The organism is Streptomyces sp. NBC_00090 (genome assembly GCF_045160815.1).
Taxonomy (GTDB): domain Bacteria; phylum Actinomycetota; class Actinomycetes; order Streptomycetales; family Streptomycetaceae; genus Streptomyces.
On sequence record NZ_CP108224.1, the window covers coordinates 8,633,801 to 8,658,537 of the forward strand.

14 protein-coding genes and 2 pseudogenes are annotated in these 24,737 nt (G+C 70.5%); 6 read left to right on the top strand and 10 right to left on the bottom strand.

What is annotated here, in order from left to right; genetic code table 11:
- Nucleotides 1–53: 53 nt before the first annotated feature.
- Entirely contained in the window at nucleotides 54–3,959 is a 3,906-nt protein-coding gene (locus OG361_RS38200) for an amino acid adenylation domain-containing protein (protein ID WP_405861090.1), read from the bottom strand.
- 156 nt (nucleotides 3,960–4,115) lie between these two features.
- Entirely contained in the window at nucleotides 4,116–4,334 is a 219-nt protein-coding gene (locus OG361_RS38205; protein ID WP_405861092.1) for an MbtH family protein, read from the bottom strand.
- 204 nt (nucleotides 4,335–4,538) lie between these two features.
- Here OG361_RS38205 and OG361_RS38210 point away from each other — a divergent pair, with 204 nt between their 5' ends.
- Complete coding sequence (locus OG361_RS38210; protein ID WP_405861094.1) at nucleotides 4,539–5,804, top strand: MFS transporter; 1,266 nt, start codon at nucleotides 4,539–4,541, stop codon at nucleotides 5,802–5,804.
- Nucleotides 5,805–6,066: 262 nt separating this feature from the next.
- Here the strand turns inward: OG361_RS38210 and OG361_RS38215 are convergent, their stop codons facing one another.
- Genes OG361_RS38215 through OG361_RS38225 form a run of 3 tightly spaced genes read right to left on the bottom strand, consistent with a single transcriptional unit; the run spans nucleotide 6,067 to nucleotide 11,196 of the window.
- Entirely contained in the window at nucleotides 6,067–7,947 is a 1,881-nt protein-coding gene (locus tag OG361_RS38215; RefSeq protein ID WP_405861096.1) for a hypothetical protein, read from the bottom strand.
- A gap of 16 nt (nucleotides 7,948–7,963) precedes the next feature.
- Nucleotides 7,964–9,511, bottom strand: coding sequence for a patatin-like phospholipase family protein (locus tag OG361_RS38220; RefSeq protein WP_405861098.1), 1,548 nt, complete (start codon nucleotides 9,509–9,511; stop codon nucleotides 7,964–7,966).
- On the bottom strand, nucleotides 9,508–11,196 hold the full coding sequence (locus tag OG361_RS38225; RefSeq protein ID WP_405861100.1) for a GMC oxidoreductase: 1,689 nt from the start codon (nucleotides 11,194–11,196) through the stop codon (nucleotides 9,508–9,510). The genes OG361_RS38220 and OG361_RS38225 overlap by 4 nt, the downstream gene beginning before the upstream one ends.
- Before the next feature lie 287 nt (nucleotides 11,197–11,483).
- Here OG361_RS38225 and OG361_RS38230 point away from each other — a divergent pair, with 287 nt between their 5' ends.
- Nucleotides 11,484–13,910: a bifunctional serine/threonine-protein kinase/ABC transporter substrate-binding protein gene (locus tag OG361_RS38230; RefSeq protein ID WP_405861102.1), complete on the top strand. Its 2,427-nt coding sequence runs from the start codon at nucleotides 11,484–11,486 to the stop codon at nucleotides 13,908–13,910.
- Nucleotides 13,911–13,980: 70 nt separating this feature from the next.
- Here OG361_RS38230 and OG361_RS38235 read toward each other — a convergent pair whose 3' ends face one another.
- The 4 genes and pseudogenes from OG361_RS38235 to OG361_RS38250 all read right to left on the bottom strand — a co-directional run.
- Nucleotides 13,981–17,355, bottom strand: coding sequence for a pyruvate carboxylase (locus tag OG361_RS38235; RefSeq protein ID WP_405862662.1), 3,375 nt, complete (start codon nucleotides 17,353–17,355; stop codon nucleotides 13,981–13,983).
- Between the two features lie 220 nt (nucleotides 17,356–17,575).
- Entirely contained in the window at nucleotides 17,576–18,268 is a 693-nt protein-coding gene (locus tag OG361_RS38240; RefSeq protein WP_405861104.1) for a DUF4328 domain-containing protein, read from the bottom strand.
- 174 nt (nucleotides 18,269–18,442) lie between these two features.
- A complete protein-coding gene (locus tag OG361_RS38245) occupies nucleotides 18,443–19,792 on the bottom strand; it encodes an ABC transporter substrate-binding protein (protein WP_405861106.1) in 1,350 nt (449 codons plus the stop codon).
- 68 nt (nucleotides 19,793–19,860) lie between these two features.
- A pseudogene (locus tag OG361_RS38250) lies at nucleotides 19,861–19,962 on the bottom strand (carbohydrate ABC transporter permease); the annotation flags it as partial.
- Nucleotides 19,963–20,243: 281 nt separating this feature from the next.
- Here OG361_RS38250 and OG361_RS38255 point away from each other — a divergent pair.
- Nucleotides 20,244–20,804 (top strand): hypothetical protein, encoded by a 561-nt coding sequence (locus OG361_RS38255; protein ID WP_405861108.1) that lies wholly within the window; start codon nucleotides 20,244–20,246, stop codon nucleotides 20,802–20,804.
- 102 nt (nucleotides 20,805–20,906) lie between these two features.
- Nucleotides 20,907–21,530 (top strand): hypothetical protein, encoded by a 624-nt coding sequence (locus tag OG361_RS38260; protein ID WP_405861110.1) that lies wholly within the window; start codon nucleotides 20,907–20,909, stop codon nucleotides 21,528–21,530.
- Nucleotides 21,531–21,608: 78 nt separating this feature from the next.
- On the opposite strand, the gene OG361_RS38265 is transcribed toward OG361_RS38260, so the two are convergent.
- Nucleotides 21,609–22,865, bottom strand: a complete 1,257-nt coding sequence (locus OG361_RS38265) for an extracellular solute-binding protein (protein WP_405861112.1) — start codon at nucleotides 22,863–22,865, stop codon at nucleotides 21,609–21,611.
- 494 nt (nucleotides 22,866–23,359) lie between these two features.
- Between OG361_RS38265 and OG361_RS38270 the strand changes: the two genes are divergently transcribed.
- Complete coding sequence (locus OG361_RS38270; protein ID WP_405861114.1) at nucleotides 23,360–24,460, top strand: peptidoglycan-binding protein; 1,101 nt, start codon at nucleotides 23,360–23,362, stop codon at nucleotides 24,458–24,460.
- A gap of 145 nt (nucleotides 24,461–24,605) precedes the next feature.
- A pseudogene (locus tag OG361_RS38275) lies at nucleotides 24,606–24,689 on the top strand (chemical-damaging agent resistance protein C); the annotation flags it as partial.
- Nucleotides 24,690–24,737: the final 48 nt, after the last annotated feature.

The following is a 24,737-nucleotide window of genomic DNA, read 5'->3' on the forward strand; positions in this document are numbered from 1 at the left end:
ATAACCCTTGCCGTACGTGATCCGGTCGGTGTCGCGGGCCCGTGCTGCTGCCGTCAGCCGGGGCGAGGCATCCTCCGCAGGGCCGGTCGTGCCCTGCGGGCCTCCGTGAGCCTGGACGCGAGGCCGGCCACCGTGGGCGCGTCGAAGACCGTGCGGACCTGGACCTCCACCCCCAGCTCGGCGCGGACGCGGCTCACCAGCCGGGTGACGAGCAGCGAATGGCCGCCGAGCTCGAAGAAGCTGTCGTCGATCCCCACCGCGTACGCCGTGTCCGCCTCGCTCGCCGCGTCCACCCCGTCCACCGGTCCCGCCGTGGCGAGCCCGAGGACCTCCGCGTACATCCGGCACAGCGCCTCCTCCTGCGGGTTCCGCGGTCGGCGGCCGGCCCCGCGCCGGGCGCCGCGCGAGGCGGGCAGGGCGGCCCGGTCGAGCTTGCCGTGCGGGGTGAGCGGAAACTCGTCGAGGACGACGATCGCGGACGGCACCATGTACCCGGGGAGGTACGCGGCCGCCCACGCGGCGACCGACGCGATGAGCTCCGCGTCGTCGGACGCCGCGAAGGGCACGTTGACATGGCGCTCGGGATCCACCGCCGGCTCGGTCCCGACCTCCGGCGGGAAGTCCCGCTCCCCGGAGGAGAACTCGGCGTCGACGTGGTCGGGTCCCGCCTTCGCGGACCAGCGCACCACGACGCGGTACCCCAGCCGTTCGCCGAGGCGCGCCAGGTCCTCCGGGTCCGGACCGGAGGCCGGCGACCCGCCCGACGCGCGCAGATCCTCGGCGAGGCGCGCGTTGGGCACCCCGGCGACCCGGACGGGTACGGCGTCCCGCGCGCGGTCCCGCAGGGCGTCGGCGACGTCGTCGAGCGTACGGACGTCCGCTCCCCACAGCAGTTCCGCCACCGCACCGGTGGGGGTCCGCGCTTCGCCGGTGCGGGACGGCGCTTCCATCGTTCGGCGCAGGACGACGTCGTAGCGGTAGCGGGTCAGTTCGTTGTGATGGGTTCCCCGCTTCAGCCGCACGTCGGAGGTCGCGAAGCGCGGCCCGGAACCCTCGGCCGCGACCGTCAGCGACCGGAAGAACTCCGGATCCACCAGCAGCTCCGGCTCCGTGGCCATGCCACGCGCCACGGCCCGGCGATGCTCCCCGCTTCCCGGTACGGCGCCCGCCGAGCGGGCCGCGGCCGCCCCGTGGAAGGACTCCATGAGCCCCAGGTGCCGGACGTCGCCGACGAACACCGACCCACCGGGCGCCAGAGCGGCCGCGGCGAGCCCGAGCACCCGCGCGAGATGGCGCCCGCTGGGGAAGTACTGGACGACGGAGTTGAGGACGACCACGTCGAAGTACCCGCGCGGGACGCCCTCGTGGTCGTCGGCCGGCCGGCTGTGCAGGACGACCCGCCCGGCCAGGTCCGGTCGCTCGTCCACCTGCCGCCGCAGCCGCTCGATCACCCGGGGCGAGAGGTCGAGCCCCCAGTAGGCCTCCGCCTCGGGGGCGAGACGTGACAGCAACAGGCCACTTCCCACGCCGAGTTCGAGCACGCGCCGGGGCCGCAGGGCGCGGATGCTCCGTACCGTCTCGTCGCGCCACTCCCGCAGCTGCTCCAGCGGCAGCGCGCTGCCGTCGTATCCGCTGTTCCACCCGGTGAAGTCCTCGCCGAAGGCCGTCGGCCGGTCGTCGGCCGGCACGGCGTCGTGGACGCGCCGCCATGCGGCCACGCGGGCCGCTTCGCTCCGGCGGTCGGCGCCTGCCGACCCGGTCGGCTCGCGGCGGACGTAGGCGACGAGCCTCCGGTCGCCGTCCTGGTCCTCGTGCACGGTCACCGCGGCGGCGGACACCCCGGGATGGCCGACGAGCCTCGCCTCGACCTCGCCCGGTTCGATCCGGTGCCCGCGCACCTTGACCTGGTCGTCCGCGCGACCGGCGAACTCCAGTTCGCCCGACGTGTTCCGGCGGGCCAGGTCGCCGGTGCGGTACATCCGCGTCCCGGCCGGGCCGTACGGGTCCGCGACGAAGCGCTGCGCCGTCAGACCGGGCCGGTCGAGGTAGCCGCGGGCCAGGCCCGTCCCGGCGACGTACAGCTCGCCCACCACTCCGGCAGGCACCGGCCGCAGGGCGGCGTCGAGGACGTAGAGGCGCGTTCCCCGGATCGCCCCGCCGATCGGCGGCGTGCCGCCGCTCGCCGTGAGGGGCCGGCTCATGGTGGCGCAGACCGTGGCCTCCGTCGGTCCGTACGCGTTGATCAGGGTCCGGCCGGGAGCCCAGCGCCGCTGCTGCTCCGCGTCCAGGGCCTCGCCGGCGGCGACCAGGACGCGTACGCGCGGGAGGGCGTCGGACGGGAGGACGCGCAGCACCGACGGGGGCAGGGTCGCGTGGGTGACCCGCTGTTCGTCGGCGAGACGGCACAGGCCGGGCCCGGGCAGGAGGCTGAGCGCGGGCGCCAGGACGAGCGCGGCCCCGGCGGACAGCGCCATCGCCAGTTCCCAGAAGAACGCGTCGAAGCTGGGCGAGGCGAACTGCAGGACTCGGCTGTCGGCGTCCACCGCGAGGGCGCCGCGCTGGTGGGCGGTCAGGTTGGCGAGACCGGAGCGGGTGACGACCACACCCTTGGGCAGGCCGGTGGACCCGGAGGTGTGGATGACGTACGCGGGCAGGTCGCCCTGTGCGCGCCGGGCGCCGGCCGGCGGGCCGGACGCCGGGGCGCGCCGCAGCGCCGCGCCGGTCTCCGGATCGTCCATGTCGGTACGGGGTACCGCGGTGCCGGCCGGGAGGACCGTGCCGGAGTTTGCGAGGAGCAGTGCAGGGGCCGCGTCGCCCAGGATGTGGGCGATGCGCTGCTCCGGGTAGCCGGGGTCCACCGGAAGGTGGGCGGCCCCGGCCTTCATCACCGCCAGGACCGCGACGACCAGCTCCACGGAGCGGTCGAGCGCCGAGGCGACCACTGTCTCCGGCCCGGCGCCCCGCGCGGCCAGCACGTGGGCCAGCCGGTTCGCGCGGGCGTCGAGCTCCGCGTAAGAGACCTCGTCCTTCCCGAACACCAGGGCGGTGGCGTCCGGGGCGGTCCCGGCGCGCTCCTCGAAGAGGTCGAGCAGCGGCCGTGACGGGGCGTCCGTGACGTCGGGGGCGCCGTGCGGCGCGGGGCCCTCCGGGGCGTCGGGTGCGGGGTGGGCGGCACGGTCGACGTACTCGATCTCGCCCGGCTCGCCCTCGGCCACCGGCCGCAGCGCACCGTCGAGGTCGGTGGCCCCGTACTCCCTGAGGAACCGGGCGAACAGCCCCGGATCGGCGCGCAGTTCGTCGGTGGGAAGGAGCAGGGTGTCGCCGCGGCAGATCCGGACCCACTGCTGGACCGAGGCGTCGAAGCCGAGGCCCGCGTTCCACACCACCCGCGCCGGGGCCGGGGGATAGACGCCGCGGTCCTCCCACGCGCGGACGAGACGCGCGGTGTTGCCCCGGGTGACTGTCACTCCCTTGGGACGCCCGGTGCTGCCCGAGGTGTGGACGACGTACGCCGGGGCCGCGTCCGGCACGTCACGCGCCGGGGCCGGTGTGCCCGACGCGAACGGGTCGAGGCCGGAGGCGAGATCGAGGCGGCGCGTGCCCGCCGGCCACTCGGTGTCGTCCGGCCCCGCGGTGAGCACCAGGCGCGCCCCGGCATCCTCGGCGAGCAGGCGCCGCCGGTGCGCCGGATCGGCGGGGTCGAGCGGTACGTACGCCGCGCCGGCCCGCCACACCGCGAGCATCGCCGTCACCAGGTCGACACCGCGGGGGAGATTCAGGGCGACGGTCGTACCGGGCTCCGCGCCCGCCGCGCTCAGCGCCCGGGCGGTCCGCTCCGCCCGCTCGTCCAGTTCGGCGAACGTCACCGACTCCGACGGCGTGACCACGGCTGCGCGTTCGGGGTGCCGGGCCGCCTCCCGCAGAAAGCGTGTGAGGAGGTCGATCGCGCTGGTGACCACGGACAGCTCCTTGCACGGTAAGGGGGGGCGGTGTCGGTGTGTGCGACGACGGAGGGACCGGGTGCGGGTTCCCGGCGCTCTCGGAGGGATCGGGTGGGGTTCCCGGCGCCCTCGGAGGGGCCGGAGGCGGTCGCGGCGCCCTCGGAGGGGCCGTCGCTAGTGCGGTGCCGTGTCCATCGCGGCGCGCAGGCTCGCCGGCCGCATGTCGGTCCAGGCGTGCTCCACGTACTCCAGGCACGCCGCCCGCAGGTCCGGTCCGAATGCCGTGCTCCAGCCGGCCGGAATATCGAATTCCAAGGGCCAGAGGGAGTGCTGGTTCTCGCCATTGACAAGGACCAGGAATTGGCCGGAATCATTCTCGAACGGATTGATCATCCGGGCTCGACCCTCCCACGGGGCATGGTTCGTTGGCAATGGACGCGGCAGAGCCTAAGCGGCACCGGCGGGAAATGGCCACCCTGGTTTCCGGGACGATGAACTTGTACGATCCAGCCCGAACTCACGTCCACCGCACGTACTCTGTGGCGCGTCAGGAATTCGTCGTGCTATCGAGGTCCGGAGGCCGTGCTGGAATCCGCCGTGCCAACTGCCACGCAGTCCGCGAAAGACCAGGGCCAACGCTCCCGCCGGAACTTCCGGTTGCTGCTCATCGGCGAGACCACCAGCAAGCTGGGCACCAGCGTGACGTCCGTCCTGCTGCCGCTCGTCGCCGTCACCACACTCCACGCCTCGCCGTTCGTGATGGGTGTGCTCACCGCCGCGCCGTGGCTGCCGTGGCTGGTCATCGGCCTGCCTGCCGGTGCGTGGGTCGACCGTCTCGCGCCACGCCGGGTGATGCTCGTGTGCAACGCCGTCTCCGCGGCGGTGTTCGTGAGCGTGCCGGTTACCTGGTGGCTGGGAGTCCTGACCATCGGGCACCTCCTCGGGGCCGCCCTGATCTCCGGTACCGCCTCCGTCTTCTTCTCCACCGCCTACTCGGCCTATCTGCCCCAACTGGTCGCCACGGCCGAGCTGATGGACCGCAACGCGCAGCTGCAGGCCGGGGATCAGGCCGCCAGGGTGGCGGGCCCCGGTCTCGGCGGGCTGATCGCCCAGACCCTGGGCAGTGTGCCGGGCCTGCTGCTCGACGCGGCCTCCTTCGTGGTGTCATCGCTCTGTCTCACGGCCATCCGCTCCGACGGACCGCGCCCCGCCCCGGCACCCCGGCGGCGGCTGAGCCGCGAGATCTCCGACGGCCTGCGCTTCGTCGTCGGTGATCCTTGGGTCAGGGCCGTCACCGCGTTCGGCGCGGCGGTCAACCTGGCGATGGCCGGCCTCCAGGCCGTCCAGATCGTCTTCCTCGTGCGGACCGTCGGCGTCGGCTCCGACACGCTCGGCTGGCTCGTCTCCTTCGGCGGTCTCGGCGGGGTGCTCGGCGGCCTCGTGGCCGGTCGGCTCGCCAGGCGCCTGGGCACGGCACGCGCCCTGCTGGCCATCCAGTTCGCCGCCTCGCCCTTCGGCCTGCTCGCCGCGCTCGCCGGTCCCGGGCCGAGGCTGGCGTTCTTCGTGCTCGGAACGGTCGTGATGCTCGCCGGGGTCGTGGCCTGCAACGTCATCATCGTCAGCTTCCGGCAGGCGTACTGCCCGTCCGAGCTGCGGGGGCGCGTCACCGCGACCACCCTGTTCCTCAACTACAGCACCATCCCGCTCGGAGCCCTCCTGGGCGGCTCCCTCGCCTCCCTCTTCGGCGCCCGCTCCACGATGTGGGTCGTCACGGCCGCGCTGGTGGCCGCCGGCGGTTTCCTGCTGGTGGCACCGCTGCGCGGGCTCCGCGACCTGCCGGGCGCACCTGCCGCCGACGGTTGAGAATTCCGATGAATTCCGGCCAAGAATCTTCGAGGGTCGAGAAAACGCCCGACGAGGTGCTTAACAGGGGGCGTCAATGGGGAGGTCTTGGTCCGCTTATGGTCCGGATCTCGGTGAGGACCGTGGAGATGCGGCTGGTGTCAACAATGTCGACGCATGACAGCCGCGTGCGGGTGTGGTTCGCCCGGACTGCATCCAGCGCGTGGGACGCGCCTTTCTCGGCCAAATGGGCGCGGGCCGGGGCAACGTGTCCAGCGGCACGTCACACAGCGTCTTCTGCCGGGTCAGCCGGGGCCGGAGGCGGTTGTCCTTGGCCGTGCCGCGCGATCACGAACGGCTCTTCGATCAGGCGTACGGTCTGGGGTGTCGCGGGCACCGGTCGCGTCCACGCGGCCGGGGTGTCCGCGACCTCGTCGAGGTCCCAGTCCCGGCAGGCGCCGTCGAGCGCCAGCGGGTAGAGGGTGAGTCTTCCGTCCCGTCCGATGTGCATCCGAACGAATCCCTTGTGGTCGTCGATGGACTGCCCGGACATCTGCCACTCGGCGACCAGACCATGGTTCGTCCACAGGACCCACAGGGCGAAGAGCTGGGAGCCGAGGGACGCGCCCGCCACGGCGGCGACCACCAGCAGGATCGCCAGGAACATGAACCCGTTCCAGGAGGAGGGGACCAGTTGGGCGATGGCGACGGTGCCGGTCAGTGCCGCGGTGGTGACCGCCAACTGGAACAGCACGACCACGACCGGACCGGACGGTGCAACGGGCCGCCGTTCGCGGAGCAGCCCCGTCCACCAGCCGATCACGAAGGGCAGGACGAAGAGGGCGGCACTCGTGCAGAGCAGGCCGAGCAGGTCGTCGCCGTCGGCGGCCCGCAGGGCGTCGACAGGATTGTGTCTGCCCTCGGCCAGCGCGAACGCGCCACACAGGATCAGGGCGAGCACCATGTGCACCACGCCGGTCAGGACCGCGAACCCGGGGTTTCGCCGCGGGAGCCAGTGCGGCGACCAGAACGCGGCGATCCCGCGGGCGAGCGAGCGGGACTCGCCCGCATCCGGGTACGTCTGTTGTGCGAGGGCGAAGGCCGGCGGCGGGTCATCCTTCTCTCGCATACGCGAGGTGGCCGGCGGCAGCGGCAGAGCCTTCGGAAGCCTGTGCGTGGCTGCCAGGTACGCGCCGCCCAGGCCGCACGTCACCATCTGGCGCCGGCGAGGGTCCGGAGGCAGGGCGTCGTCGGCTCCGGGCCCGTCGTCGGGCAGCCGTTCCGCGTAGCGGGCGTAGTGGTGCTTGTCGCCGGTGAGCCACAGCCGAATCGACGCGCCCGTGTCCTCACGCTTCCGGGTCGTCCGGTCGAACCGGGTCCGTACGATGTTGCGGTCGAACCAGTGCAGGGAGTTGAAGGCGTCGGGCTCCTCGCCGCTCTTCACCCAGGTGGGCGCGGCGGAGCAGACGATCACGCTGTCGCCCGGCCGCAGCCGCGGCGAGAGGTGGGTCTCGAAGTAGCGCCGCTGCGGATCGTCGAAGTAGGAGCCGAGTTGGCTGTCCAGCCCGACGAGCCACCAGCGCTGCGGCAGCTCCACGGCGAAGTAGCTCCGGGTCTGCCGCGTCTGCCAGCCTCCGATGGGGCTCTCCTGGGCGAACACCCGCAGGAACGCGGTGAGTCCGTCGTACCAGTCGTGGTTCCCCGGCAGTGCGACCATGAGCGGCTCGTCCGGTGCCGACGGGAGCGCGGCGCGGTAGGGCCCCTTCATCCGGTCCTCGTACGCGGTCGTCGACGCCACCGGGTACACCTGGTCCCCGCCGAGGACGAGCAGCGAGCCACGAGGGAGCGGGGCGGGCCCGGCGACGGCGAGCCGGTCCGCCGCCAGGGCGGATGCCACGGAGGCCGTCGCCTCGAACCCGTCGCCGAGGTCCGCGACGAAGTCGATCCAGATCTCCTCGGCACCGGGGTCCGCCAACGGTGCCCGCAGGAGACCTGCCTCGAGCGCGCCCTGTATCTCGCGCTTGTCCGAGTAGTCGGCGAACATGGCGGCCAGCGCGACCTTGACCGCCGTACGCGTCAGCTCTTTCGGTGCCAGCCAGCGCACCGGTTCCTGGGGTGTGAACCGGAGTGCCTCCACGTGCTTGCGCAACTCATGGATGTCCACGACGGCTCCTCCTCGGTCACAGCGGAGACCAGGGCATGACGTTCTGCGCGTACACGTCCCACAGCTTGCCGAAGAAGAACTGCCCGAAGCGCCGCAGCGTGGTGACCCTGCCGGGCAGCGTCGGAGCCTCGACCCGGAAGGTGGTCAGTTGCTTCAGGAAGTCGGCGGGGCGGATGTGCACGGTTCCGGAGGCCACCGGCACGGCTGCGGACTCTTCGCCGGCATCGACGTGGCCACGGAGCACGCGCGTGTGGAGGACGGACGTGTCCTTCCAGACTCCCCGACGGGAGTCCTCACTGACGTCCTTGTACCCGCTGAGCGTGAGCCGGTGACCGGCCCGGTCGGTGAAGAACAGGCGGTAGCGCATCCGCAGGTGCTGCGGGTCCGAGTGCTCCACGAACAGCTGGAAGGTTCCTCGTTCGACCGGAAGGCGCCCACCCAGCTCCTGGCAGACGATCTCTCCGCGCAGTGAGGCCTCGTGCTCCGGATCGACGAGGAAGCGGTCCACTCCCTGGATGTCGACGGTCAGGTGCAAGGCGATGTCGGCGGTTGCTCCACCCTCCGTCGAGACAGTTTCCTGGACGTCCTTCTCCCCGAAGACGACACGGCCGACCATGCGTTCGGTGAAGCGAAGGCGGGTCGGGTCGTCGGGGCGGCCCGGAGGGGCGCCGGCCTTCCAGGGAATCCCCTGGGCCGTGCACCAGTGGCGAGCACGTTGGACCCCGAGTTCCACGGCCTGGGCGAAACGGTCCCTGCTGAAGTTGATGAGGTAGTTCAGGGGGACCTCGCCACTCAGGAGGCGGACGTCGATCAGGCGCCCGAACTCTCCGTCGTCTCCTCTGCGGATGGCCGCGTTGCTGGCCTCGATCCGACGCAGCCAGTGCTGCAACTGACCGTTGGCAGTTGTTTCGATGATGTGGAAGTAGTTGGCGATGAAGCCGTCCCGCCAGCGGTGCCGTCGGCTGACCGTCCAGATGATCCACAGCTCGTCACAGCCTCGCCGGATCGCCTCCTCGACGTTGCCGTCGGTCAGATAGACAGGGTCGATGTAGGTCTGTCCGTCGATGACGACCGGAGGGAACCACATGGGCAGCGACACCCCGGCACAGAAGCGGTCCTCGTCCATGCGGTCGGCGGTCACCGTCTCCAGTTCGTTGGAGCTGAAGTTGTAGAGGTTGAAGGTGGCTTCCCGATCGGTGGCCCGGATCCGATCCCAGTCCAGCCCCCAGTCCGGGAAGACGCGTCGCCGATACCCGTCCAGCGTGAAGAGGGAACGGGCGTACGGCCCCTTCGGCAACTCGCGCCAGTTCGGGGAGACGCCCTTCAGCGGAGAGAGCCTGCGCCAGTTGTCCGCCATCTCGCGTCCGGACATCCCCTGGCAGTACATCGCGAGGTTGAACACACCTCCGCTGGCGCCGTCGGCATGGTCGAACGTCAGCTCGGCCTCGTCGAGGAGAACCTGGAGGACCCCGGCCTGGTAAGCCACCTTCAGCCCGCCGCCGGCGAGGATGAGCGATCTGCGCGGGGATCCGCTGCGGGCCGTGGCGCCCTGTCCGGTCGTCATGAGGGGCTCACAGGGTTCTGCTGGTGGTCCTCGATGATGCGGTCGGCCGACCGGTCGGCCAGCGCCGCGATGGTGAGCGAGGGATTCGGTCCCACGGGGCCGGGCAACACCGATCCGTCGGCGATCGACAACCCCGGACAGCCGTACACGCGGCCGAAGGGGTCCACCACGCCTTCCCGTGCGGTGCGCCCCATCGGCGCGCCGCCCACGGGATGCACGGTGATGAGGCGGTTGAGCAACCACAGGGGATTCGCGGCGTAGTGTCCGCCGAGACTGCGGGACACGCGCTCCATGGTCTCGTTCATCTGGTCGAAGTACTGATCGGATGCGGCCGGCTTCCAGTCGAGGTCCAGATGTCCGTCCCGGAGGAACATCCGGCCGTCGGGGACGTCCCGTCCCATGCCGAGCAACGGCAAGGACGTGGCGGTGAACAGCCCCTTCCCCATGGCGTCACCGATCTGTCGTCCCACACGGCTCCTGGCGGTCCTCGTCAGCTGCGACCACCCTCGCCGCAGCACGAACCTCGCGACCCTGTTGGACATGGTGAGGACGTTGTGCTCGACGAGCCAGTTGAGGAACTCCGGGTACCCGGCGTCCTCGATGTAGAAACCCCGGTCCCTCTCGCCGCTCCCCTTGCGGTCCACCCGCATCGCACTGGTGATGACCGGGCCGAGACTCGGATCCAGTATGCGCGGCACCGTCTCCCCGGGCCGGTCCTGGCGTCTCTCCCGCGCTTTGAACACCAGCCCGAGAAAGTCCCCGTTCCCGGAGAAACGAGTACCCAGCGCGGGGCTGAGCGCAGGAAAGGCGCTGCGGTTCCTCAGCAGCAGATAGGTGGTGCCGAGCGTACCGGCAGAGAGAATCAGCCGCCTGGCCCTGACGGTGCGCTGCTCGGGAGGAGCCGACGGATCTCCGTCCCCGGCCCCGCCGTGCTCGATGTACGAGACCAGGAACCCCTCTTGGGCCGGTTCGAACGAGCGGACCTCGCAGAGGGTCCGGATTTCCACCCCGAGCCGGTCCGCGGCGCTGAGGTAGGTGAAATCCAGACTGTTCTTGCTGCCGAAGTTGCAGCCGAGGTCGCATTCACCGACAAGCCTGCACGCATAGCGCGGGCTGTGGTGCAGATTGTCCTCACCGCCCTCGAGGGGGGCGCCCGGAACCGGGGGGTTCCCGAAGGAGACGGCCAGCGGCGGCAGCTCCCACGGAAGACCCAGCCGCTCGGCCGCCTGCCGCATGGCGGCGGTTTTGGGCGTGCTCCGGTAAGGCTCCACATCGAATGGGTACTTTTGCGCACCCATCATGGTCTCGACGTCGGCGTAGTGCGGATCGAGGTCCGCACGTGTGACGGGCCAGTCCTCGTAGCCACCGTCGAAAGACTCGTGGACGAACCAGCTCTCCGGCTTGCGAATCAGCACGTTCGCATAGATCAAGGAGCCCCCGCCCAGCCCGCTGGACACCAGCGCGTCCATCTTCGAGAAGCTCCACATGTCGTACATTCCGTAAAGCCGGGAATCCGGATCCCAGAAGTTCTTGGCCGTTTCGTGGGGACTCCGCGGAAAGGATCTGGGCGGGAACGGCTTTCCTCTTTCGAGAAGGCACACGCGAAGTCCGGCATCGGCCAGGCGATAGGCGGTCACGGATCCACCGAAACCGGATCCGACGACGACGGCATCGAAAACGTCCATCCTCGCCACCTCTGGGAGCCGAAGCTGAAACCCGTGCCTTGACTTCCCCCCGTCTGCGGCTGCTGCACGCACGACCTCTTTCCATGGTTCACCCACGTGTGGTGAGGCGCACGTCGAAGCGTCGGCCCGTCGCCGCCGGATCGGCCGGTTTCCCGTCTTTCCGTGCGTCAGGAAGCGAGTCAGCGTGCAGGAGCGGCGGTATTTCCACTCCGTGTCCTCGTCACCGTGGGCGTGATCAAGCCGTCTTTCCGTCACCTGATCGGCTCAGCAGGACCTAGAGTGTGCGCGTGACCGAGCAGAATCCCGAACTCATCGCCGGCCGGTACCAGCTGGTCGAACGCATCGGCCAGGGCGGTATGGGCCGGGTCTGGCGCGGCCTGGACCAGCAGCTCTTCGGACGCGAGGTCGCTGTCAAGGAGATCCTCTTCCCGCCGGGCCTGGACGACGGCGACCGCGCCGAGCTGCTCAGGCGGTTCACCAGCGAGGCCCGCGCAGCGGTCACTCTCAGCCACCCCGGGGTCATCACCGTCCATGACGTGGTGGAGCACCACGACGCCCCCGTCATCATCATGGAGTTGATCCGCGGGCAGTCCCTGGCCGCCGCCATCCGCGACCTCGGCCGACTCCCTGTACGGCGGGTGGCCGAGATCGGCGCCGCCATGCTCGACGCACTGGCCGAGGCGCACGCGGCGAGGATCGTCCACCGCGACATCAAGCCGGACAACGTGCTGCTGACCAAGGACCGTGTGGTCCTGACCGACTTCGGCATCGCCCACCTCGCGGACGCCACGACGAAGCTGAGCCACAGCGGGATCGTCATCGGCACGCCCCAGTACATGCCGCCGGAGCAGTTGGAGGGCAAGCGACCGACCCCTGCCAACGACCTGTGGGCGCTCGGCGCCACCCTCTACCACGCCGTCGAGGGGCACCCGCCGTTCGATGTGGAAGGGCTCCACGCCCTCGCCGTGGCCGTGTTCACCCGCCCGCACCGGCCACCGGTCCACGCCGGTCCGCTGACCTCCGTGCTGGACGCGCTCCTCACCAAGGACCCGACGCAGCGCGTGGGCGCCGCGGAAGCGGCCGAGATGATCGCGTCGGTGCTGCGGTCCTCCCCGTCTCGGCCCGACGTATCCGGCGGGCACGGGCCGACGCACGACCCCGAGCCCGAACCCACGCCAGATCCGCGAGCGACGCCCGCACCGGCACCGGCACCTGACGCGGCACCGGACGCGGCGGCGGAGCACGCTTCCGCTCCGACGATGCCGCAGCACGCACCATCACCTCCGCCGACACCACCAACCCCCACGGTCCTGGACTCCGGGTCCGCCGCCGGCACCCCGCCCCGCCCCGTGCCGGACCGGCCGACCGCCACGCCCGTACCCGTACCCCCGTCTGGGAACCGGGCCACGCTCGGTGCGACGGCCAGGTCGGAGCACAATGAGCCGGCGTACGCCCGGCGACGTGGCCTCACCCGGCGCTCCGCGGTCCTCGGCACGGCGCTGGCCGTGCTCACCACGGGCTCCGTCCTGACGTGGACCCTCACCCGTGACGATGACGCACCCGGCGGCGGGGCAGCCGGCAGCGGCGCGGGGGCCTCCACTGTCACGGTGGTGATCGGGGTGGACGCGCCACTGAGCGGGGGACTGTCCTCGATGGGCGTCGGTATCAGGAACTCCGCCGACCTGGCGGCCAGGACCGCCAACGAGTCCCGGCACGTCACCGGCGTGAAATTCGAGATCAAGGCCCTGGACGACGGGGCCGACCCCGCCAAGGGAGCGCCCAACGCCGCCCAGTTCGTGTCCGACGAGAAGGTGCTGGGGGTCGTCGGCCCTCTCAACTCCGCTGTCGCCCGGACCCTGGTGCCACCGCTCGCGCGGGCGGACGTGGTCAACGTGTCACCGGGCAACACCGACCCCTCCCTGACCCTGGGCACCGACTGGGCCGCGGGCACCAGGTCCCGTCCTCACTCCACCTACTTCCGCACCATCGCCACGGACGTCGACCAGGGGCCGTTCGCCGCCCGCTACCTGCATGAGGCGAAGAAGACCAAGCTCTACGTGATCGATGACGCGAGTGCCCACGGCACCGCGCTCACCTCCGGTCTCACGGCAGAGTTCGCCAAGCTCGGCGGGACCGTTGTCGGCACCGAACAGGTCGATCCCGCGGAACGCGCCTTCGCGGGCCTCGCCGTCAGGGTGCGGTCGTCGGGCGCCGACGCCGTCTACTTCGGCGGCTACCACGACACCGCGGCGCCGCTCTCCCAGCAGCTCAAGCAGGCGGGGGTGAACGTCCCCCTGATGGGCGGCGACGGCATCTTCGACCAGCAGTACCTCACGGCGAACCCACAGGCCGAGGGCGACCTCGCGACCAACCCCGGCCTACCCGCCGAGGAATCGGAGGCAGGGCAGGACTTCCTCACCCGGTACCGGAAAGCGGGCTACCCGCAGCCGGCCGGCTGGTACGGCCCTTACGCCTACGACGCGACCTGGACCCTCATCGAGGCGGTGAAGAGCGTCGTGGCGGCCAACGGCGGAACCCTCCCCGACAACGCCCGGGCGAAGCTGCCGCAGGCCGTCGCCGGGTTGGCCTTCGACGGTGTCACCGGCCGCGTCGCCTTCGACGAGGACGGCGACACGGTCAACCGCCGGCTGACGGTGTACGCGGTGAACGCCGGCAGCTGGAGGATCGTGACGAGCGGCCCCGCCACCCCCTGACACCCGCCGGAGCGACGCGGCCCGGCCGGGACACCTGGCTCGGTGTCCCGGCCGCCCACCGACCAGTGCCTCACCCGATCTCGACGAGGAGGTCGCCGCCTTCCACCTGCTGGATCCTGGTGATGGCCAGACGGGACACCCGTCCGCTCCGCGGGGCGGTGATCGAGGCCTCCATCTTCATCGCCTCGATGGTGGCCACCGTCGCACCGGCCTCGACGTCGTCGCCCTCGGCGACGGCCAGCGTGACCACCCCGGCGAACGGCGCGGCGACATGCCCGGGCTTGGACCTGTCGGCCTTCTCGGTCACCGGGAGGTCGGCGGCCGCCGCGTTGTCGCGTACCTGGATCGGCCGCAGTTGGCCGTTCAGGGTGGACAGGACGGTGCGCATGCCGCGTTCGTCGGCCTCGCCGATGGCCTCCAGCTCGATGAGCAGCCGCACACCGGGCCCGAAATCGACGGTGTACTCCTTCCCGGGGCGCAGCCCGTAGAAGAAGTCCTTGCTGTCGAGGACGCTGGTGTCGCCGTAGGCCTGGCGGTGTGCCTCGTACGCCTTCGTCGGGCCGGGGAAGAGGAGGCGGTTCAGCGTCGCGCGGCGGTCCTTGGCCAGGCCGGTGCGGTCCTCGGCGGTCAGGTCCGGCATCGGCTTGGGGCCGGCGCGGCCCTCCAGCGCCTTGCTGCGGAACGGCTCGGGCCAGCCGCCGGGCGGCGTACCCAGCTCGCCGTGCAGGAAGCCGATGACCGAGTCGGGGATGTCGAAGCGGTTCGGCGCCGCCTCGAAGTCCCCGGGCGCCACGCCGGCACCCACGAGATGCAGGGCGAGGTCACCCACCACCTTCGACGACGGCGTGACCTTCACCAGTCGGCCCAGCATCCGGTCCGCGGCGGCGTACGTCGACTCGACGTCCTCGAAACGGTCGCCGAGGCCGAGCGCGACGGCCTGCGTACGCAGGTTGGAGAGCTGCCCGCCGGGAATCTCGTGGTGGTACACGCGCCCGGTCGGCGAGTCCAGACCCGCCTCGAAGGGGGCGTACACCTTGCGGACGCTCTCCCAGTACGGCTCCAGGTCACCGACCGCCTGCAGGTCGAGCCCGGTGGGCCGATCGGAGTGGTCGGTCGCGGCGACGATCGCCGACAGCGACGGCTGAGAGGTGGTACCGGCCATGGAGGCCACCGCGCCGTCCACCGCGTCAGCCCCGGCCTGGATCGCCGCGAGATAGGTGGCGAGCTGGCCGCCCGCGGTGTCATGGGTGTGGAGGTGCACCGGCAGGTCGAACTCCCTGCGCAGCGCGGAGACCAGCTTCGCCGCGGCGGGGGCGCGCAGCAGGCCCGCCATGTCCTTGACCGCCAGCACATGCGCACCTGCGGCGACGATCTTCTCGGCCAGCCGCAGGTAGTAGTCCAGCGTGTACAGCTTCTCCGCCGGGTCGGAGAGGTCGGACGTGTAGCACAGCGCGACCTCGGCCACCGCCGTCCCGGTCTCCCGTACGGCGTCGATGGCGGGGCGCATCTGGTCGACGTCGTTGAGCGCGTCGAAGATCCGGAAGATGTCGATGCCGGTGGCGGCGGCCTCCTGCACGAAGGCGTCGGTCACCTCGGTCGGGTAGGGGGTGTACCCCACGGTGTTGCGGCCTCGCAGCAGCATCTGCAGGCAGATGTTCGGCACGGCCTCGCGCAAGGCGGCGAGGCGCTCCCAGGGGTCCTCCGCGAGGAAGCGCAGCGCGACGTCGTAGGTGGCGCCGCCCCAGCACTCCAGGGACAGCAGCTGCGGGAGGTTGTGCGCCACCGTGGGGGCGACGGCCAGCAGGTCCTTGGTCCTGACCCGGGTGGCGAGGAGCGACTGGTGGGCGTCGCGGAAGGTGGTGTCGGTGACACCGATGGTCGGCGACTCGCGCAGGCTCCGCGCGAAGCCCTCCGGGCCGAGCGCGAGGAGCCTCTGCCGGGAGCCGGCGGTCGGCTCGCCGGCGGGCAGCGCCGGCAGCTTGGTGGCCGGGGCGATCAGCTCGGGCCGAGGGCCGTGCGGCTTGTTCACGGTGACGTCGGCGAGGTAGGTGAGCAGTTTGGTGCCGCGGTCGGCGGAGTGGCGCGCGGTCAGCAGGTGCGGCCGCTCCTCGATGAAGGCCGTCGTGACGTGCCCCGCCTGGAAGTCCGGGTCGTCGAGCACGGCCTGCAGGAAGGGGATGTTCGTGGAGACGCCCCGGATGCGGAACTCGGCCACCGCGCGCCGGGCCCGGTTGACCGCGGTCCTGAAGTCCCGGCCCCGGCAGGTCAGCTTGACCAGCATCGAGTCGAAGTGGGCGCTGACCTCCGTACCGGCGTGGGTGGTGCCGCCGTCGAGCCGGATGCCGGAGCCTCCCGGAGAGCGGTACGCGCTGATCATGCCGGTGTCCGGGCGGAAGCCGTTGGCCGGGTCCTCGGTGGTGATCCGGCACTGCAGGGCGGCACCGCGCAGGACGACGGACTCCTGCGCCAGGCCGAGGTCGGCAAGGGTCTCGCCGGCGGCGATGCGCAGCTGCGACTGCACCAGATCGATGTCCGTGACCTCCTCGGTCACCGTGTGCTCGACCTGGATGCGCGGATTCATCTCGATGAAGACGTGATTGCCGTCGCGGTCGAGGAGGAACTCCACGGTGCCCGCGTTCCGGTAGCCGATCCGACGGGCGAACTTCACGGCGTCGTCGCAGATGCGCTGCCGCACCACCGGGTCGAGGTTCGGGGCGGGCGCGAGTTCGATCACCTTCTGGTGGCGCCGCTGCAGCGAACAGTCGCGCTCGAACAGGTGGATGACGTTGCCCTCGCCGTCGGCGAGGATCTGCACCTCGATGTGACGCGGGTCGACGACGGCCTTCTCCAGGAAGACGGTGGCGTCGCCGAAGGCGGACTCCGCCTCGCGGGCTGCCGCTTCGATGGACTCGCGCAGCGTCGCCGGGTCCTCGACCCGCCGCATGCCGCGACCGCCGCCGCCGGCGACGGCCTTGACGAACACCGGGAAGCCGATGCCCTCGGCGGCCGCCACCAGCTCGTCCACGTCGGTGGAGGGCGCCGAGGAACCCAGCACCGGTACGCCCGCCTCCCGGGCGGCGGCCACGGCACTCGCCTTGTTCCCGGTCAGCTCCAGGGTCTGCACGCTCGGGCCCACGAAGGTGATGCCCGCCGCCTCACAGGCGCGCGCCAGTTCCGGGTTCTCGGACAGGAATCCGTAACCCGGGTAGACGGCGTCGGCGCCGGCCAGGCGGGCCGCCCGGATGATCTCCTCCACGGAGAGGTAGGCCCGCACCGGATGTCCGGGGTCACCGATCTCGTACGCCTCGTCGGCCTTCAGCCGGTGCAGAGAGTTGCGGTCCTCGTGGGGGAAGACGGCGACCGTACGCGCACCCAATTCGTAGCCGGCGCGAAACGCGCGAATCGCGATCTCCCCGCGATTGGCCACCAGTACCTTGCGGAACATCATGATCCCTTCACCCTGCCGGTGATGAGCAACGGGTTGCCGACGCCTCCCCGCGTACGCAGTGCACTGGGGAGCGGCACTCGCCCGCGTCGCGCCCGGCTCGTTTCGCCAACGCTAAGGGCTGCGCCGCGGCCTTCTGAAGATCTCACGACAGTGACATGGATCATCGCATCGCCGCTGTCCGTGATGGGCACGGAGGGGGTACCCGGGGCCGCCCCGGTCAGTGGCCGGCTGTGACCTGCATGCGGGTGAGCCGGACGGTGAAGTACGCGGCCGCGCCGGCCGCGACGATGTTCAGCGCGTCGGCCGCCATCCCCAGGGTGACGGCGTCCAGCGCCTCCGCGAGGCCCTCGGCCCGCTTGTGGCGGAACCCGGAGTACCAGCGGAGCAGGAGCGAACCGGCGAAGGTGCCCCACCAGAGGTTCACCGGCCAGAAGGAGGTTCCGGTGCCCGCCGTACCGCGGCCGGCACCCCGCGGGCAGGCTGCCCACATCTCGACGGCGATCCGGTACGGCATCCACAGGCATGCCCCGGGAACGAACCAGGCCCCGATTGCCCAGCCCGGGCCCAGCCGGAAGCCGTCCGGCGCCAGCGCTCCAGCCGCGCGCCGCATCCGGTGGAACCAGGCGATGAAGACGGCCGCGCAGACCACCAGTGCCGGGGCGTAGAACCGGTCCACCATCCTGAACAGAGCATCCGCTGAGTCAAGTTGATCCTGCCGGGCGAACGCGAAGCTCCCGTCCCCCTGTACCGAGGAATGGGTCCGGAAGCCGGCGTACACGGCGAACACGTCACAGACTGCGACGGCCACGAGCAGCACGCACACCGCGACGAGCAGAGCCCGCCCAGGACCGGGCACCCGGCCGGGCAGAGCCGGGCGCGGACGCAGTACACCGAGACGGGAAGAGGACATGCGGTGTGGCCCCCCCCACGGGCATGGAACCGGAATGTGCCCGCGGACGTGCGTGCAGAGGGGGAAGCTACGCCATGGGGGTGTGGTCCGTCCACGGCGAATCCGCACACACACGCAAGGCCCTTGCCGTCCGCGCGCTGCTCGTGGTCACGGGGAGGGCCCGCCGTCGGAGGGCTATGGGTTGACCGTGAAGCCATGGTCCTTGCCGTACTTGATGCTGGCGTCCTGCCAGGCCTTCAGGCCGTCGTCGAGCGTCGTCGAGGAGACGTACGCCTTGCCCACGGTGTCGTTGAAGATGGAGTTCGCGTACACCTGGAAGGGCAGGTAGGACCAGTCGGTGCCGACGTTGCGGGCGGACTCGGCGAAGATCCGGTTGGCCTGCTGGCCGCCGAAGTACGGGAACTTGGTGTCGAGGAACGCCTTCGACTCGAGGTCGGCGCGGGTGGCGGGGAAGGCGCCCTGGGCGACGCGGGAGCTCGCGCCGACGCCGGTGGTGGCGAACTCGGTGAAGGCGTAGGCGAGTTCCTTGTTCTTGGCGTCCTTCGGCACGGCGAGCGAGCTGCCGCCGTTCTCGGCGGTCGTCATGTCGCCCTCCGTCCACGCCGGCAGCGGGGCGACCCGCCAGTCACCGGAGGCGGAGGGGACTCCGGAGGTGAAGTTGGCCGGCATCCAGGCACCGATGGAGAGAGTGGCGATGGAGCCGTCGGCCAGTCCCTTGTACCAGGCGTCGCTCCACGTGCTGACCGGCGCGACCAGCTTCTCGTCGAGGAGCTTCTGCCAGGTGGCGGTGTACTTCTTGGTGCCTTCGTCGGCGAAGTTCACGGTGACCTCGGTGCCGTCGGTACCGTCGGTCTGGTAGGGGCGGCCGCCGGCCTGCCAGATGAGGCTGGTCGTGGCGCCGGCGTCGCCGGTGTCGTTGGTGATGAAGATCTTCGGGTCGGCCTTGTGGAGGGTACGCGCCGCCTCCACGTACTCGTCCCAGGTCGTCGGCACCTTGATGCCGTGCTTGTCGAAGACCTTCTTGTTGTAGAAGAACGCCATCGGGCCCGAGTCCATGGGCAGGGCGTAGACCGCCTTGTCCCCGGTGACGGCGTCCCATGTGGCGGTGGTGAAGCTCGTGCCCCATTTCTGGGCGCCGTAGGGGGAGAGGTCGTCGACGGACTTGGCGGCGGTGAACTGGCCGAGGGCGTAGTACTCGACCTGCGCCACGTCGGGGGCGCCGTTGCCGGCCGCCATCGCGTTCTGCAGGGACGTGTACTGCTTGTCGCCGGTGCCCGCGTTGACCAGCTCGACGTCGACGTTGGGGTACTTCTTCTCGAAGTCCTCCGCCACCTTCTTGAGCGTGGGCTCCCAGGCCCACACCGTCACCTTGCCGCCCTTCTCGAGCGCGGCGTTGATGTCCTTCGGGGTGGCGCTGGGGGCGCCGGTGTCAGGGTCGTCGGAGCCGCAGGCGGTGGCGGTCAGCGTGAGCGTGGCGAGCACGGCGACTGCGCCGAACAGTCTGCGAGTGGTGTGCGTACGCATGGGAGGTGCTCCTGGTCGGTGGTGCGCGCGGGGAGGAACTTCCGGGAGGGGGGATCAGGGGCGGGCGGTCATTCCTTGACGGTGCCGGCGGCCGGGCCGGACTGCCAGTACCGCTGGAGCTGCAGGAAGACGGCAAGGGTCAGGGGGGACCAGTCGGGGTCCTTGATCACTGAAGCCAGTGAATCTTGCGTTATGGGTGGCGGGCCGGTTGCGCTGCCACCGTCTCCGCACGCCGCCGCAGACCGGAGTGCCCCAGCCGCAGCAGCGGCCGCTGCAGCCCGGCGTCCCCGGCATACGGGGCGAAGGGTGCACTGGGCGGTTCATGCTTTCAGAATGAGCCGCCGTGGGGTGCTCAGCATTTCGTGAGGCGGCGGGACAGTCGCGCCCCGGGCGCACAGTTCGGTCCGAGGGGGTGCCTCTTTGGGGCGTGCGATCGACAACCAAGGTTTACATGGCTTCGATCGTTAACTATGGTTGTCGGATGCCTCCATTTGAGATCACTCCCGAAGAACAGGCAGAGCTCGACAAGGCCCTCTGTGACGCCCTCCACCCGCTCGCGTCGGCCCTGCGCTCCCGAGCGACGGGGCTGCCCGAGGACCGCATCTGGGAAGCGGACCCCGCCGAGGTGACGCTGTCCGTACTGGCCGCGTGGAAGGTGGTGGACGCGGAGGTCAGACGGCTGACGGCGATCGCAGCACGCACAGCGGGGTCCTACGGCGCAAGCTACGAGCAGATGGGTGCTGTGTGGGGCATTACCCGGCAGGGCGCTCGCAAGAAATGGCCGGAAGCCGTCAGCCGTCCAGCCACCACAGCGGCGCGGACGAGCAGTGCACTCGACCTGTGCGGCGGAACGGCCGAACTGACGCAGGAGCCCAAGTCCGGCGACTGGCGGTGGGCCGGTACCGGTGCGGACGGCACGCACCGGTCGGGCGACTCCGGCAGGTCGTACTCGACGAAGGAGGAGGCCGCAGCCCATGCGGGGGCCTTTCTGAAGGAGCACGCACTCGGCTGAGGGCTGTCCCGTACGTGGGCGGCACCCCCGCCCGTAAGTGGGCGGCACCCCCGTGCCGATACCGGATCGGACCGTGTCAGTGGCTGGTGACAGCATCGAGAGATGCTGATCAAGGGATATGACGGCGGCCCGTTGGTGCCGGGCGAGTCACTGCTGGTCCACCCGGGCTTCTGGTCGAACTACCTCTTGTCGATGTGCAGCGACGGGGGGTGTGCCGAGCGCCCGGCTCCGGAGTGGTTCGGTGAGGACGGCGCCGATGCCGATGTCCTGTCCGAGGTCCTCTTCGATCCTGAACGCTGGCCAGTGTTCAGGATGCCGGCAGAAGGCGGCCCCGGAGCCGTGGTGATCTATCGCAACTTGGATGGCGACTACGGCACCGACTACCTCCTCACCCATCCAGGCAGAAGCTACGTCGAGCGGATCGCCGGCTGGGACGGAGACTTCTCGGGCACCGGGTTGACATGGCACGAACTGATCCGGATCGCTGACAGCCCGTCCCTTGCGGCCGAAGGTGTCCAGGACGCGGCCGGCCGCTTCCTGCTGCTGCTTCCCCTCCTCACCGACCCGGACGTGCCGGAAGCAGCATCGGCAAGGCTTATCGCCGCCCTGACCGTGGTCGGCGCGCCGCAAGACACTGCCTCCATCGCGGCGGAGCACCTGCTGGCCCACCTCACGAGGAGATCCCGACACGACCCCACGTGGGCGTCTCCGCTGAGCGGCAGCTGAGAGGTGCGCCGAGCCGCCGGTCACCCCATGGAGCGATCTTGGTCTGGCTGATGTGATCACGGCGTCGGAGTCTTCCCGCTACCTTCGCTGCGCTGCGTCCCGGGCCTGCTGGGCGATGTGCTCCAGCACGATCCTCGGGTCGCTGGACGGCGCGACGGCCTTGCCGATGCTCCGCTTGATGGTGTTGCTGACCTGCAGCCAGGACGGGTCGTTGACCGGGTAGAGCTCGGCAGTTTGCAGTGCGGTCAGGAACTGATCGGCGCTGGGGTCCGCCGCCGCGTCCTGGGATGTCTCGGTGGCGGACACCGTCGATGGCAACAGGTGGTAGCGCCCGGCGAACTCGCTGAGGTTCTTGTCCTCGTAGACGAAGTTCAGGAAGGAGCCCACCGATTCGCGATTTCCGTCGCGCTTGAAAGCCATCATCCAGTCGGCGACGCCGGCCGCCGGCGGGGTCACCTCGTCGCCCAGCGTGTCCGACACCGGCATGCTCAGTGTGCCGACTTTCATGCCCTTCTTCCTCGCCTCGTGAAGAAGGGAGGGATAGCCATTGACCATGCCGACGTCGCCGCGCAGGAATGCGGCGAAAGCGTCCTGCCGGTTGAGCTCGGCCGGGGGGATCGGGCCGGTCAGGGCCGGCGTGACCAGGTTGTCCTTGATCCAGCGGAACGTCTGCGTGTTCCGCTCGGACGCGATGCTGTAGTCGCCGTTGCTGTCGGTGTACCCGCCACCGTTGCTCAGTTCCCAGATCAGGGCTTCGGCGTGCGCCTCCTCGGGGCCGAGCGGCAGCGCGTACGGGTAAAGCACGCCCTCCTCCTTCAGCGCCGTGGCCGCGTCCTTCAGGTCCGACCAGGTCTTCGGCGGCTTCGCTCCGGCCTTGTCGAACAGCTCCTCGTTGCAGAAGAGCAGCCGGCTGCTTGCCGCGAAGGGCAAGCCGTAGAGGGTGTCGTCGACCGAGCCCGCCTCCGCGAGTGGCGGCAGGAAGTTCGCCTCCGCTCTGATCGACATCACCTCACTGGCGGCGTAAAGGCGGCCCTGCGCCGCGAAGTCGGAGTACGCGCCCATCAGAGCCACGTCCGGGGGGTTGTTCTCCTGGACCATGTGGGCGACCTCGCGGTCCACGTCTGCCCACGGGTAGAGCGTCACCTCGACCGTTATGCCGGGGTGGGCGGCGGTGAAGGCGGCGGTCAGCTTGTCCCAGTACGCCTTGGAGCTGGTCGTCGGGCCGTCGCCGTACTCGGGGGCCACCACGCGCAACGTCGTCCCGCCGCTCCCGGACGAGCCGCAGGCGGTGACGAGGGAGCCCAGTAGTCCGAATGCGGCCACGGAGGCGGTCATGCCGAAGAGTCTTTGTCGCACGGATATTTCCTCTTGATCTTTTTGGGCAGTGCGGCCGAAATTGTCTCCTGGCCCGGGGCATATTGCGCCCCCTGTCGGACAGTTGTGGTCATAGCTCCAACCGGGACGATTCCGAATGGTGTTTTCCGATATGGCGGACCTGATTCCGACGCGCGTAGAACCCTCCACCATGTCCAAAGCGACTCCGGTGAGGAGCATTGACGAAGGGGTCGGCAGAGGACGGCACCGGCACGGCTGCGACGACCACTGGCAGGCTTGGAGCCGCGGTAGCCAGGGAGCGGGGCGGCGCACCCCGTTCGCGCAGGACAGGCCGGATCGTGCGGCATACAGTCGGGAGTAAGAGGCGTTCCGCCCGGTCCTGAACGGTGGACCGCGGGGGCGGTGGGCGGGACTTCGCACGGCCGGCCGGCCACGACCGACGGGGGACGAGCGAGCGTCGCCGTCCGGCCCTGAGTCCAGGGACCCGATGAGTCATGCCTGACGTAAAGGTTGTATGGACAGGTATGGAGTGCAATGTCCGCCAAGAGGCCGAGGACGAGATCTTCGGCACCGTCCAGCTGATTGCCGGGATGACTCCGCAGGCACCGGTGACATTCCCGGACAGCGGCACGCTGCTGTTCGGGCCTCCGGGGCAGCGGATCTTCAACGCCCAGCGTCTGCTGTACTCCGGCCCGGCGCAGGACATCAGCGTGTCCGCCGCGCTGGTGGAACAGGACTCCGGTGACGCGGAGCAAGGAAAGGCGGCCGTCGCCCAAGCGGTCTCCGCCGCGGCGAGCGCTGCCATCGCTTCCTTCACCGGCGGGGTGGGCGGCGCGGCCAAGCCCTTGGTCGACCTCCTGGCGGGTGCCCTGGTCGAATTCGTCGCCGATGACGTCCTGGGCATCGGCGACGACGTATACAACCCATCGGCCGCCTTCATCCCGAAGGAGAGGCTGCTGGACGCAAACTCCCGACGGCAGACCCGTCAGCGTCCCGACGATCCGCGCACCCTGCAGTTCACCGATAAGGTCGAGGTCAGAGGTGTTGACTTCGCAGGCGACCTCGGGGTGTACACGCTGTACCTGGACGTCCAGCCGTCGGTGACCCCGGGCGGAGGTGGCACGCCCGGCATGGACGACGGTGTCGGCACGCCGACACTGAGCAGGGGTTCGCAAGGAGTCGCGGTGGAGAAGCTCCAGCGGCTGCTGAACACCCACGTGCCCGACCTCCAACCCCTCGACGTCGACGGGGACTTCGGATCCGTCACGGAAGGGCGCGTCCGCGAATACCAGCGTCGCGTCGAGATCGACGACGACGGTGTCGTAGGGCCCCAGACCTGGGGGATGCTGACGGGTGGTGAGCGGGCGCAGGAGGACGCCGCCGGTACGCCCACCCTGAGCAACGGCTCGCACGGCGCTGCGGTACGCAAGCTCCAGCGACTGCTCAACGCCCACGTGCCGGATCTTCAGGCCCTCGCGGTCGACGGGGTCTTCGGTCCCGTCACGGAGCGACACGTCCGAGAGTTCCAGAGCCGCCTCGCCATCGCGGTGGACGGCATCGTCGGCCCTCAGACCTGGGGCGCGCTGACGCGCTGAAGCCGGCAAAGGGGTTCGCACCGGCGGCGCGTGCTCATCGTGTCTTCAAGTACGCCGTGTTGACGTCGTGTTGGTGCTGTATGGGTTCGTCGACGGCGCCCGGCTCGTCCAACTCGCCGGGACAACAGCCTCGCTGCCCTTCAGCGAGGTCTGCCGGCATGGCGGCGAGTGGAAGGCCCGCGCCGTTGGCCGGTATACGTCGGGGCTCAGAGGCGTCGCTCTAGACTTCAGGTCAATACTTCGTAAAGTCAGGTACGGCGCGGGGGAGCCCCGCACA

Excerpts from the sequence above, each read along its gene's own strand:
- OG361_RS38245 (WP_405861106.1), bottom strand. The coding sequence starts at position 19,792 with ATGCGTACGCACACCACTCGCAGACTGTTCGGCGCAGTCGCCGTGCTC.
- OG361_RS38260 (WP_405861110.1), top strand. The coding sequence starts at position 20,907 with ATGCTGATCAAGGGATATGACGGCGGCCCGTTGGTGCCGGGCGAGTCA.
- OG361_RS38235 (WP_405862662.1), bottom strand. The coding sequence starts at position 17,355 with ATGTTCCGCAAGGTACTGGTGGCCAATCGCGGGGAGATCGCGATTCGC.
- OG361_RS38270 (WP_405861114.1), top strand. The coding sequence starts at position 23,360 with ATGCCTGACGTAAAGGTTGTATGGACAGGTATGGAGTGCAATGTCCGC.
- OG361_RS38220 (WP_405861098.1), bottom strand. The coding sequence starts at position 9,511 with ATGACGACCGGACAGGGCGCCACGGCCCGCAGCGGATCCCCGCGCAGA.
- OG361_RS38265 (WP_405861112.1), bottom strand. The coding sequence starts at position 22,865 with ATGACCGCCTCCGTGGCCGCATTCGGACTACTGGGCTCCCTCGTCACC.
- OG361_RS38240 (WP_405861104.1), bottom strand. The coding sequence starts at position 18,268 with ATGTCCTCTTCCCGTCTCGGTGTACTGCGTCCGCGCCCGGCTCTGCCC.
- OG361_RS38225 (WP_405861100.1), bottom strand. The coding sequence starts at position 11,196 with ATGGACGTTTTCGATGCCGTCGTCGTCGGATCCGGTTTCGGTGGATCC.
- OG361_RS38205 (WP_405861092.1), bottom strand. The coding sequence starts at position 4,334 with ATGATCAATCCGTTCGAGAATGATTCCGGCCAATTCCTGGTCCTTGTC.
- OG361_RS38255 (WP_405861108.1), top strand. The coding sequence starts at position 20,244 with ATGGCTTCGATCGTTAACTATGGTTGTCGGATGCCTCCATTTGAGATC.